Source organism: Streptomyces atratus, from assembly GCF_040655115.1.
Lineage (GTDB): Bacteria > Actinomycetota > Actinomycetes > Streptomycetales > Streptomycetaceae > Streptomyces > Streptomyces atratus_D.
Genome location: NZ_JBFAJH010000005.1, coordinates 47947 through 59486 on the forward strand (window position 1 = coordinate 47947; position 11540 = coordinate 59486).

An 11540-nucleotide genomic window follows, 5' to 3' on the forward strand; every position below is an offset into this window, starting at 1 on the left:
CGTTCAGCCCTTCTTCGTGGCGGTCCTGGGGCGGCGTGCGCGCAGCCTCGGGTTGGTGATCTCGTCGACCGCGTAGTTGACCATCGCGAGGGAGAAGGCGACGAGGGCGATACACAGGCCGGAGGGCACGAACACCCACCAGGCGCCGGTCATCAGCGCGCCGTCGTTGCCGGCCCAGTACAGGTTGGTGCCCCAGCTGACGACGCTCGCGTCACCGAGGCCGAGGAACTCCAGGCCCGCCTGGGCGCCGATGCCGAAGATGACGCAGCCGAGCAGCGTCGTCATGACGACCGACGCCATGTTGGGGAGGATCTCTCGGAACATGATCCGTACGGCGCGTTCACCGGTGACGACGGACGCGGCGACGAAGTCCTTGCCACGGATCGACTTGGCCTGGGCGCGCAGCACCCGGGCGGAGCCCGCCCAGCCGGTGACGACGAGGACCAGGATGACGGTCGTGGTGCCGGGCGGCATGAACGCGGCGAGGATGACCAGCAGCGGTACGCCGGGCACGAGCAGGAAGATGTTGGTGACGAGCGAGAGCACGTCGTCGACGAGCCGCCCGAAGTAGGCGGACGCCATGCCGACGAACACGGCGAGGGCGGTCGCGGCGATCCCGACCGAGAAGCCGACGAGCAGCGAGCTGCGCGCACCCCACAGGGTCAGTGCGAGGACGTCCTGCCCCTTGGCGGTCGTACCGAGCGGATGGGACGCCGACGGCGCGACGGCGCCCAGACTGTTGATCTTCGACGGGTCGCCGGGGGCGATCAGCGGCGCCAGCAGCGCGAGCAGCACGAACAGCACCAGGACGACGGCACCGAACAGCGCCTTGCGGTTGGCGAGGAGCGAGCGCAGCAGCCCGGCACGGGCGCGACGGACCTTCGGGGCGGCGGCGACCGGGGGCGCCGCCCGTGGCACGGCGAGCTCCGTGCGGGAGTCGAGGACACTCATGGGGCTTCTCCTTCTCCAGTCGTTCAGCGGACGCGCACACGCGGGTCGAGACGGACGTAGACGAGGTCGACGAGGAAGTTGGAGACCAGTACGGCGGCGGTGATGGTGAGGAAGATCCCCTGCATCAGCGGGTAGTCGAGGCCCTGGACCGCGGCGAGCAGCTGGAAGCCGACGCCCGGGTAGGCGAAGACGACCTCGGTGAGCAGCGCGCCGCCGACCACGAATCCGAGCGCCATGCCGAAGTTGGTGACCGACGGCAGCATCGCGTTGCGTGCGGCGTAGCGGAACATGATCCGGCTGGGGCTGAGCCCCTTGGCCTCGGCCATCGTGATGTAGTCCTCGGCGACCGTGGCGATCATCGTGTTGCGCATGCCGAGCATCCAGCCGCCGATCGACACGAGGACGATCGTCAGTGCGGGCAGCACCAGGTGCGAGGCAGCGTTGGAGACGAATGCCCAGGACAGGTCCGGGCTGAAGCCGACGTCGAAGGCGTGCCGCATGGGGAACCAGCCGAGCGTCATGCCGAACAGGTAGAGGGCGCCCATGGCGAGCCAGAAGTACGGGAACGAGCCGGCGAAGACGAGCAGCGGCGGGAACACCGAGTCGAGGACGCCACCGCGGCGCCAGGCGGCGAGGATGCCCAGCAGATTGCCGATGACGACGGCGACGACCAGGGCGGTTCCGCCGAGCAGCAGCGTCCAGCCGATCTGCGAGGCGATGACCTCGGAGACGGGGGTCGGGAAGCGGGAGATGGAGATGCCCATGTGCCCGGTGCAGACGTCCTTGACGTAGTCGAGGTACTGCTGCCACAGCGGCCGGTGGTCGAGGCCGAAGAGCCGGCGGAGCTGGTCGATCTGCTCGGGCTGCATCTGGCTCTGCGAACGCGCGAACATCCGGGAGACCGGGTCGCCGGGCATGAAGCGGGGCAGCATGAAGTTCAGGGTGACGGAGGCCCAGAAGGCCAGCAGGTAGAAGCCCAGGTTGCGCAGGAGGTAACGCACTGGTCCCTCTCCGATCTTGAGGGGCCGGTGGCCCGCCGCAGCTGTTGTCGGCGCGGGCGGGCCACCGGGGTGAGTGGGGACGTCAGTGCTGTCGGTTCTTGACGGGCTTGAGGCTCGTCAGGACGAGGACGGTGGTGTCACCGCGGTTGGTGAGCGTGGCGTACGGGTTGTCCGCCGTCGGCCAGCCGGTGAACCGGATGTCGGTGTACGCGCCCCACTCCGGGCCGGGAAAGAGCGGCACCACGGGCGCGTCCTCGGCGAACAGCCTCTGCAACGCGTCGGCCTTCGCCTTCTGACCGGCCTCGTCGGTGGCGGCGGCGAACTCGTTCAGCAGCCGGTCGGCCTTCTTGTCGCCGAAGCGGTGGTAGTTGCTGACCGCCTTGGTGCCGACGGGCTTCACCGACTCGGTGCCCATCGTGGTCCGGTAGAACTGGAACGGTGTGGCGCCGTTGTCGCTCCACACGATTCCGGTGTCGTAGTCGCCGGTCTCGTAACCGCTGACGACAGCGGCCCAGTCGGGGGACTTCACCTGGGCGGTGACGCCGATCCCGGCGAGGTTCTGCTTGATGATGTTGGCGACGGACAGCCAGTCGGAGGAGGCCGAGCCGACCGAGACGTCGAAGGTGAACGGCTTGCCGTTCTTCAGCCTGCGCCTGCCGTCCGAGCCCTTCGGGTACCCGGCCTCGTCGAGCGCCTTGCCGGCAGCGGCGGCGTCGTGCTTCGTCCAGGTGCAGGACGCGGCGAGGGCGGCGTCGCGCCACTTGTCGTAACCGCCGGACAGGCCGGTGCAGTCGGCCGGCTCCGTGTACCCGTTCATGCCGACCTTGGTGACGCTCTCACGGTCGACGGCCTGGCTGAGCGCCTTGCGCACCTTCGGGTCGTCGAACGGCGCCTTGGTGGTGTTCATGGTCCACTCGACCATCGACCCGGTCCGCGGGTACCAGAAGGCGTTGTGCTTCGGGTTCTTGTCGACGAAGCTCTTCTGCACGTCGGGGATGAAGGACTGCGTCCAGTCCGCCTCGCCGTTCACGAACGCCAGGTTGGCGCTGTCGTTCCCGGAGAAACCGAGCACCCGGATCCCGGCGACCTGCTGCTTCTTCGGCTGCCAGTACTCGGGGTTCCTGCGGAGCTCGTACGACTGGCTCTGGAAGTTGGCGACCTTGGTGTACGGGCCCGTGCCGACCGGGTTCGGGTTGGTGTCCTTCGCCGGGTCCTTGACCTTCTCCCACACGTGCTTGGGCACGATGATCTGCTTGCCCAACTCGAACAGGCCGGGCGAGTAGGGCTTGGTGAGGCTGAAGACCACCTTGTCCGCGCCCTCGGCCGTCGCCGCCTTCAGATACTCGTAGCCGCCGATCAGCTTCTTCTGCAGTGCGAAGGTGTACGCGACGTCCTCGGCGGTCAGCGGCTTGCCGTCGGACCATGTGACGCCGTCCCTCAGCGTGAACGTCACCGTCCGGCCGTCGGCACTGGTCTCCCAGGAGGTGGCCAGCCACGGCGTGGCCTTGCCGTTGGCAGGGTTGTAGACGAGCATCGCCTCGTAGATCGCCTGGGTGGTCAGGGGCGCCACGACCTGGCCGGGGGCGAAGGGGTTGAAGTTCCGGGTGAAGGTGGCGAAGTCCTCACGGGGAATGGTGAGGAGCTGGTCGCCGGAGGTGTCCCCCGCGGCGTTCGTACCGGTGCCGCTGCAGCCGGTGAGCAGCAGGGCCGCGGCGACGACGGGGGCGGCGAGTACGGCGGGCCGGAAACGCCGGGCACGTATGGTCGGTGCCATAATGTGGCTTCTTCTCTCTCTTCACTGTGCCGAAGACGGGTGAGGATCCCCGTCGGACTGATTCGCAGTCAGACCGACGAGCGTTCGATCAGCGGGCAGTCGACCGTCACCTGTGTGGTGGTGAGCGGCTGGCCCGCTGTGAGAGCGCCGAGCATGTCAACGCCCTTTGCTCCCATGGCTTCGAAGGGCAGGGCGACCGTGGTGAGGCCGGGCCGCAGGTAGGCGGCGATGAGTTCCTGGTTGTCGAATCCGATGACGGCGATGTCGTCGGGGATCCGCAGTCCGCGTTCCTTGATGGCGTCGTAGGCGCCCATCGCCATCCGGTCGTTACCGCAGAACAGGGCGGTCGGGCAGTGACCCGGATCCGCACGGTCGAGCAGTTCGCAGGCCGCCGCGTAGCCGCCGTCCGCGGTGGCATGCCCGGACACCACGAGGGTGTCGTCGATGTCGGCGCCGGCTTCGCGGAGCGCCTGCTCGTACCCCTGGAGCCGGCCGACGGCGGCCGGGATGCCGGTGTCGAGGTTGATGAACCCGATGCGCCGGTGGCCCGCGTCGATCAGCCGCCGGGTCGCGGTGTACCCGCCCGCCACCTCGTCGGGCACCACGGACGGCAGGGCGCCGTCCACGTCGAAGCAGTTCACCAGGACGACCGGCACCTCACGGGCGGCGGGCGGCAGTGTCACAGCGCGGTGCCAGGTCGTGGCGTACAGCAAGCCCTCGGCGCGCTGCTCGAGGAGCTTGTCGAAGGCTGCGGCCTCCATGGCGGGGTCGCTGTCGCCCGCGGTGATGAGGAGGAATTTCCCGTCGGCCCAGGCCCGGTCCTGAGCACCCTTGATCACATCGACGGCGAACGGCGCAGTAACGATCTCGGTGATGAGCCCGTACCACTCGCTGCGCTTGGCGGCGAGCGCGCGGGCTCCGGCGTTGGGCCGGTATCCGAGCTCCTCGATCGAGGCCCGGATGCGGGCCCGGGTGTCCTCGGGGATGGCGGCGTCGGCACGCTCGTTGAGCACGAAGGAGACGGTGGTCCGCGAGACGCCCGCATGGCGGGCGACATCGCTCATCGTCACGCGGCGCCCCTTGTTCGTAGCCATGTTCGACTGCCCCCTGCGTCCCGCCGGTGGCGGGCCACGCTCTGGTTACGCGCTTTAGTAACGCGCGTTAGTAGATGTTGCAGGCAAGTTACGAGGGGTGGGCCGACGGTGTCAAGAGGGGCGACGGCCGGTGTCCTTTGACACGCCTGAAAGGCGTACGGGGACTCCGGCGCGGTGGCGGATCAGGAGGCGTCCTCGCGCCCCTCCTCCCCGTACCGCCGCTCGAACTTCGCGACCTGCCCCTCGGTGTCGACGACCCGCGCCTTGCCGGTGAAGAAGGGGTGGCTCTCGGCGGAGATCTCCACATCGATGACGGGGTAGGTGTTGCCGTCGTCCCAGTCGATGGTCTGGTCGCTGGACGCGGTGGACCGGGTCAGGAAGGCGTAGCCCGCGGAGCGGTCGCGGAAGACGACGGGACGGTAGGAAGGGTGCTTGTCCTGCTGCATGCCTGCTCCTGGGGGACGTACGTACGGACTCGGCTCAGCCCAGCCTCGCGAACGAAGCCGGTGGGCGCGATCGCAGACGGTCCGTACGGGGGGCTGTGCCGTGCCACGGCTACGAACAGGTGCCTTCACGACTCCGGTCGAGTCACCGACTGCTTCACAAGGGCACGCAACCGTCTCGTGGGCCGTACCAGCCGCTGGATGTCACTCAGCATGATGTCACTCAGCATGCGCGGTCACCCTGACGTGGCTTCTACCGCGGTTCCGTGAACGCCCCGGGCAGTCGCTCCTGAGGCGCGACCGTGCACGACCCAAGAAGCTGGCACACTCTTCCCTGGCAAGGGGCGGGCGGGAACCACGGGGGACGAAGCATGGGTGCGCTGGGCTTCGTCTTCATCTCATTGCCCGTTCTCGCCATCGTGAGCTTCACCTGCTTCGCCGCATGCCGTGCCCAGCAAGCAAGAGCGTTGAAGATCCTGTCAGTTGTATTCCTGGCGACGGGGCTGCTCTGCCTCCTGACGCCCGTCGGTCTTGTGGGCTTCCTCTGGCTCACGCTGTAGGGAGCGGACCGGCCTTGTCGGACTGTTCGCGGCCGTTGCCCCGGTCTGCGGCCTCATGCCGGTAGCCCTACGGCTTGCGGTCACCGCACGGTCCAGCGCTCGGTGACGGACCCTCCGACCCGTCATGAGGCTCGGTACACCGGACAGATCACAGGCATCCCATCTGCTGCTTCATGGCGGGCCACGCCTCCACCCCGTCCGGGGTGCGGACATAGGCCCTGGACATGTCGTCGGTCAGCCACAGTTCCCGGTCGTCCAGGTGGTAGCCCGTGGACCGCGCATCGGCGGGCATCGTCACGTCACCGTCGTACGCCGAGGTGAGCATGCCCGAGGGCAGTACGCCCTCCGGATCACGCGCGTACACCTTCCGGTCGGCCGAGCCCTCCCCTCCCGAACCCGTACCCCATTCAAGGAAGTCCGCCTTCTGCCAGTCGCAGTGCGCCGAGCCTGCCGAGCTGCTCACCTTGGACACGGGCACCCGGCGGCCGTTCTTGTCGGTCCAGACCCGGTACGGCCGCTTGTCCGTATAGCTCGCCGGCAGCTCCGCCGGGTCGCACGTGGCGGTGGTCTCCGGACCCCAGCCCGGACGTCCCTTGAGGTCCTTGGCGACGATGATGGCAATCTTCGTCCTGCGGTCCACGTCGAACGAGTACAGGACCCGGTCCGCTTCCTTGCGTTCCACGCGGTAGCCGTACTGGGGCAGATCGGGCTGCTCGATCTCGAAGTGCAGCTTCAGCCCTTCCTCGGGGGTCGCCCCGCCGTCACTCTTGCTCCAGGGTTCGCTGCCGCCGCCGGAGTAGATGTCCCCGTCGCACTCCAGAGCGCGGCCGGCGGCCCCCGATTCCGTCCTCCTCGCCTGCGGGGTGTCGCCTTCGACGTTCGGGTGGGGCAGATGGAGCGGACCGCTGTAGGGCGCGGCCGGCCGGTTCCCCTCGGTCACAAGGTCGTCGGGGACACCCCCGCCGCACGCCACCGCCGACAGCGCGGTCACCAGGACCACCGCGATCGTTCCGCCCACCCTGTCTCTGTTCATGCCCCGCCCCTGTCCCCGCTCGGCCCGCGGCCGTTGCCGCTTGCCCGTCGGACGTACCGGGCGGTGCGACGGTTCCGGCGCGCGCTACCGGCCCTGCGCCGATTCGACCGCGTCCGCCACCATCGTCAGGAACCGTGCATGGGCTCGGGGACTGCAGACCGGTTCCGGATTCCACGGCACCACCGCGGCCTCCCTCTCCAGCGCCGACCAGTCCGCGTTCGACCGGAGCCGGTCCAGGGGCGCGGCGTTGGACCGGATGTCGGTGAGCAGAATCCCGGGCCGCAGTCGCGCCGCCTCCGCCCAGCGGACCGTGGACCAGTTGGCGCCGGGCCCCTCGGCCGGGTCCACGAGGTCGACGCCCAGCTCCGCCAGCACACGCAGCTCCGGCCACATGCGGGGACGGGCGAGATGCGCCTGGTCCTGCCCGGCCGGCGACAGGGCGAGGACCCGGGGCCGGGACGGACCGGCGGCGAGTACGCGCAGCCGCTCCCGGGCTGTTTCCAGGTCCTGCGTCGCCACGGCCCCTCCCTCGGTCCCGAGTGAGCGGGCCAGCTCGGCGAACCGGTCAGCGATGCCGGCGAGGGTGCGGGCCTGCCCCACATCGATGACGACGACCGGAACGTGCTCCTCCAGGTGCTTGGCGGTCTCCGGGGCCAGCCCGTAGACATGCCCTCCCCCGTAGCTGACGGCCACCACGAGGTCCGGCTCGCCCCGCAAGAGGGTGTCCACGTCCAGGACGCTGCCCGCACCGAGATAATCGACCTCGGTGAGCGGCAGCGATCCGGTCTTGGCCCGGTCGGGCGCCTCGCCGTCGTGGTCCGAGCCGAAGATCCCGCTCGGACGTATCCCGTGGTCCCACAGCGTGGCTCCGGCCTGGACATAGGCGAGCACACGCGCCGGGCGCCGCCCGGCACTCGACAGTTGTCCACGGTCGTCGGAGAACTGCCACTCGGTCCGCTCGCTCACATCGCACACCCTTCTGCGCGGCTGCCCGTCACTGGTCCGGCTACACGAGTACCTGCCCAGGTCCTTGCCTGGGCATCCCTCGGCGTGGCGGCGGCCCCGCACACGCCTCCGGCCGATCGATGACACGTCGCGGTATGTGATCCTGGCGCATGAGTGATCCAGCCCGGGTGGCCGTCGATCGTCACCCAGGTCACGGCCTCGCTCCGACCGTCGCGGACGAACCGACCGGCATGTTGGCGGCCTGCCGTCGGCAGACACAGGCCGAGAAGGGCGAGGCCGTCGTCGGTGTGACGGGGCTACCCGACCGGTGCCTGACGGAGATCTCGGATGCGCGGTCCGTGCTCCGTGACGATCCCGTCCTGACGGCCTGCATCGGGGACGCGCCCGTGGGCTGTCTCGTCGTGACGGCCGCGGTCGAGGGACGTACGGAGGTCGAGCGGCTGTGGACGGACCCGGGGTCCGGGGCCGAGGCATCGCGTCCGGGCTGTTCGGCGCTGCCCTTGCGTACGCCGAGGAGTGCGGGGTCCCGACGGTCCGTCTGTCCGCGTGGAGGTGGCGCACGGGCACCGTCGCCCTGTACGAGCGGCTCGGCTTCACGCACACGGAACCATGGGACGGACGAGACCAGTTGATGTGCGTGCAACGGACGCGATGAGCCCGGCGCCAGGGCGTTCCGCGGAGTCTCGCCCGGCATGCGGGTGGACGGCGAGACTCTGCGACACGTCCTCGGGTCCTTCTTCCGGATCGGGCCCGGCACGGTCCGGAAGGAAAGTCCCTACAGGTCCGACGCGGTGCTCCGTCCCAGATAGGTGACCGGTCCGGGGTCGGGAACCTCGATCTCGGCAAACCCCAGGCGGTCGTAGAAGGCTCTGGCCGAAGTGTTCGCCGTGAGCATGGACAGGTGCACGGCCCCGACCTCCTTGGCTCGCAGAGCAGCCAGGAACGTGCGCATCAATGCTCTGCCGTACCCCTTCCGCTGCCATGCGGGAAGCAGATCGATGTGCAAGTGGGCGGGGTGGGCGGCCACTTCGGGGACCATCATCCGTTCCGGGTTGTGCAGGAGGGCGGTCATCTCCTCGCTGGGGGTGCGCGGCGGGCCGTCCGGTTCCGGAAAGCGCTCCTCGACCAGGGGCAGCCACTGCTTCCGGAACGCCGTCACGAACTGCGCGGTGTCGGCGGTCCCCAGGATGTAGCCGACCGCCCGGCCCGTGCCGTCGTCGATCACAAAGGCCAGATCGGGCTCGAGGTAGGCGTAGGGCGTGGCAAAGATCGAGGGCACCAGTTCCGGGTCCGGATACAGATGCCGGGAGTCCCCGCCGTTGTCGGCCGTCCGGACACAGATGTCGGAAAGGGCCGGGTGGTCGTCGGGGTGGTAGGCCCGTGGGCCGGGAGGCTGGGTCATCGCCTCATCCTGCCGATACTGGGAGCGCTCCCACAAGTCTCCGTATGCGGAAACCAGCAGAACGCGTCGGGTCCACCGGCAATGACGCGGACTCCGGCAGAAAATTCCTCGGAACACGACGGGGTTGCGTGTCGATCCGGGCAGCAACCGTTCGTATAGAAGGTGAGACGCCGGCACGGTGCCGACGTCGCACCCCAGGAGGAACACCATGAAGCACTATCTGCTCAGCGTGATCACGCCGACCGAGGGAGAGATGCCCGCCCCCCAGGTGCTGGAAGGCATCATGCGGAACGTCGAGGCCTTCCACCAGGAGCTCCGGGAGGCCGGGGCCTGGGTGTTCGCCGGAGGTCTGAACGCCCCGAACACGGCGACCGTGGTGCGGGCGAAGGACGGCGGCACACTGCTCACCGACGGCCCGTACGCCGAGGGGAAGGAGTACCTCGGCGGGCTGTGCATCATCAAGGCGCCCGATCTGGATGCGGCCCTCGACTGGGGCCGGAAGGCCGCGCGGGCGATCACCCTGCCCATCGAGGTCCGACCGTTCGAGGGTGAAGTGGAGGGCTGATGCCCGGCGCTGTCCGGCAACCCGGCGCCGCCGAGCCGCCCCCTCCCACCGGCGCATCGACCGTACTCACCACGGACATCGAGCGTCTCTTCCGCGAGGAGTACGGCCGCTCGGTGGCCGTACTCGTGCGCGCCTTCGGTGACATCGACATCGCGGAGGAGGCGGTCCAGGAGGCGTTCGCCACCGCGTTGGACCGGTGGCCGTCGGCCGGCTTGCCGCCCGCACCGGCCGGCTGGATCATCACCACGGCGCGCAACCGGGCGATCGACCGCCTGCGCCGGGAGGCCTCCCGCGCCGACCGTCAGGCCCGGGCGGCGCAGGCGCAGTCCCTGAACGCCCGGAACGAACCGGTCGAGGAGGGTCCCGTGCATGACGACCGGCTGCGGCTGATCTTCACCTGCTGTCACCCCGCGCTCTCCACCGGTGCGCAGGTCGCGCTGACGCTGCGACTGCTGGGCGGGCTGAGCACGGCGGAGCTCGCGCATGCGTTCCTGGTGCCCGAACCGACCATGGCGCAGCGACTGGTGCGCGCCAAGGGGAAGATCCGTGATGCCCGGATTCCCTACCGGGTACCGGCCGACGCCGATCTTCCGGACCGGGTCCGGTCGGTGCTCGCCGTCGTGTATCTGATCTTCAACGAAGGGCATACGGCGAGCTCCGGCGACCAACTGGTGCGCAATGACCTCTGTGCGGAGGCCATCCGCCTCGGACGGCTCCTGGCCGGTCTGATGCCGGACGAACCGGAGGTGCGAGGACTGCTGGCGCTGATGCTGCTCACCGAATCGCGCCGCACCGCCCGTATCGGCCCGGACGGTGCGCTGGTGCCCCTCGCCGAGCAGGACCGAAGCCGGTGGGACAACGAGCTGATCGCCGAGGGTCAGGCGCTCGTACGGCAGTGTCTGCGCCGCGACCGGCCCGGCCCCTACCAGATCCAGGCCGCGATCAACGCGGTGCACAGCGATGCGCCGACCGCGGCCGACACCGACTGGGGGCAGATCCTGCGGCTGTACGACCAGTTGCTGGCGCAGGCACCGACGCCGGTGGTGGCGCTCAACCGTGCCGTCGCGGTGGCCGAGGTCGAGGGACCGGGCGCGGCGCTCCCGCTCGTGGAGCAACTCGCACTCGACCGCTATCACGTGTTCCACGCCGTACGGGCCGACCTGCTGCGGCGCCTGGGGCGTACCGCCGAGGCGGCGACGGCGTACGACGCGGCGGTCGCACGTACGCAGAACGCCGCCGAGCAGGAGTTCCTTCGCCGTCGGCGCCGGGCTCTGCCGGCGGGCTGAGCATGACCTCGTCGTAGGCCCTGTTCTCGTATGGCTACGGCCAGGTGGGGCGTGTAGCGCTGAGTAACTACTCGGGGCTGCGGTCGCGCTGCTGGAGCTGAGCTGATTGTCCGTACAGAGGGGACCGACGGCGTTCCGTGGGTCGCCGTGGCCGACTTGCCCGTGGCGAGCCCCGGGGTCGGAGCCGGGCCGCCGGGCGCCTGCGCGCCGCCGCTCGGTAAGGGCCCGGCGGCCGGGGGCGCCGCGACGGCGGGGCTGAGCAGCACCGATCCGTGTTGCGCAATGGGATCGAGGTGAATCGACGCAGCTCGGCAGCGATGTCGGGGAACCTATCAGGTGCCACAGGTGTGGCGCTGTCCTTCGCCGGGGTGCGGGAACGGGCGGAAGGCGGAGTGTTCACGCATTCGCTCCAAGTACAGAGGATGGGTGGGTGACGCGGCCGGGGCCCGCGGACGCGGGCCCCGT

At 69.6% G+C, this 11540-nt stretch carries 12 protein-coding genes; 4 read left to right on the top strand and 8 right to left on the bottom strand.

Annotated elements, in window-relative coordinates:
* Positions 1-3 precede the first annotated feature (3 nt).
* The 5 genes from AB0I23_RS08635 to AB0I23_RS08655 all read right to left on the bottom strand — a co-directional run bounded on the left by AB0I23_RS08635 (position 4) and on the right by AB0I23_RS08655 (position 5266).
* Complete coding sequence (locus tag AB0I23_RS08635) at positions 4-951, bottom strand: ABC transporter permease (RefSeq protein WP_359108120.1); 948 nt, start codon at positions 949-951, stop codon at positions 4-6.
* A 23-nt stretch (positions 952-974) separates the two neighbouring features.
* Positions 975-1952 carry an ABC transporter permease gene (locus AB0I23_RS08640; RefSeq protein WP_359108122.1) on the bottom strand — a complete coding sequence of 326 codons (978 nt, stop codon included), beginning with the start codon at positions 1950-1952 and terminating at the stop codon, positions 975-977.
* A gap of 82 nt (positions 1953-2034) precedes the next feature.
* Positions 2035-3726, bottom strand: coding sequence for an ABC transporter substrate-binding protein (locus AB0I23_RS08645; RefSeq protein WP_359108124.1), 1692 nt, complete (start codon positions 3724-3726; stop codon positions 2035-2037).
* Positions 3727-3794: 68 nt separating this feature from the next.
* Positions 3795-4820 carry a LacI family DNA-binding transcriptional regulator gene (locus tag AB0I23_RS08650; RefSeq protein WP_359108126.1) on the bottom strand — a complete coding sequence of 342 codons (1026 nt, stop codon included), beginning with the start codon at positions 4818-4820 and terminating at the stop codon, positions 3795-3797.
* A 182-nt stretch (positions 4821-5002) separates the two neighbouring features.
* On the bottom strand, positions 5003-5266 hold the full coding sequence (locus AB0I23_RS08655; protein WP_277324506.1) for a type B 50S ribosomal protein L31: 264 nt from the start codon (positions 5264-5266) through the stop codon (positions 5003-5005).
* Between the two features lie 368 nt (positions 5267-5634).
* Between AB0I23_RS08655 and AB0I23_RS08660 the strand changes: the two genes are divergently transcribed.
* Positions 5635-5823, top strand: coding sequence for a hypothetical protein (locus tag AB0I23_RS08660; protein ID WP_356332274.1), 189 nt, complete (start codon positions 5635-5637; stop codon positions 5821-5823).
* Positions 5824-5971: 148 nt separating this feature from the next.
* Here AB0I23_RS08660 and AB0I23_RS08665 read toward each other — a convergent pair whose 3' ends face one another.
* Positions 5972-6856, bottom strand: coding sequence for a hypothetical protein (locus tag AB0I23_RS08665; RefSeq protein WP_359108129.1), 885 nt, complete (start codon positions 6854-6856; stop codon positions 5972-5974).
* An 84-nt stretch (positions 6857-6940) separates the two neighbouring features.
* Positions 6941-7822 carry an ABC transporter substrate-binding protein gene (locus AB0I23_RS08670; RefSeq protein ID WP_359108131.1) on the bottom strand — a complete coding sequence of 294 codons (882 nt, stop codon included), beginning with the start codon at positions 7820-7822 and terminating at the stop codon, positions 6941-6943.
* 442 nt (positions 7823-8264) lie between these two features.
* Between AB0I23_RS08670 and AB0I23_RS08675 the strand changes: the two genes are divergently transcribed.
* Positions 8265-8477 (top strand): GNAT family N-acetyltransferase, encoded by a 213-nt coding sequence (locus tag AB0I23_RS08675; RefSeq protein ID WP_359108133.1) that lies wholly within the window; start codon positions 8265-8267, stop codon positions 8475-8477.
* A gap of 120 nt (positions 8478-8597) precedes the next feature.
* Here the strand turns inward: AB0I23_RS08675 and AB0I23_RS08680 are convergent, their stop codons facing one another.
* The gene (locus tag AB0I23_RS08680) at positions 8598-9224 is read right to left on the bottom strand and encodes a GNAT family N-acetyltransferase (RefSeq protein WP_359108135.1); all 627 of its coding nucleotides are present in this window, start codon (positions 9222-9224) and stop codon (positions 8598-8600) included.
* Positions 9225-9432: 208 nt separating this feature from the next.
* On the opposite strand from AB0I23_RS08680, the gene AB0I23_RS08685 reads away from it, so the two are divergent.
* Together AB0I23_RS08685 and AB0I23_RS08690 are read left to right on the top strand one after the other, a co-directional pair.
* Positions 9433-9789 (top strand): YciI family protein, encoded by a 357-nt coding sequence (locus AB0I23_RS08685; protein ID WP_359108137.1) that lies wholly within the window; start codon positions 9433-9435, stop codon positions 9787-9789.
* Positions 9789-11075, top strand: a complete 1287-nt coding sequence (locus AB0I23_RS08690) for an RNA polymerase sigma factor (protein WP_359108139.1) — start codon at positions 9789-9791, stop codon at positions 11073-11075. The genes AB0I23_RS08685 and AB0I23_RS08690 overlap by 1 nt, the downstream gene beginning before the upstream one ends.
* Positions 11076-11540: the final 465 nt, after the last annotated feature.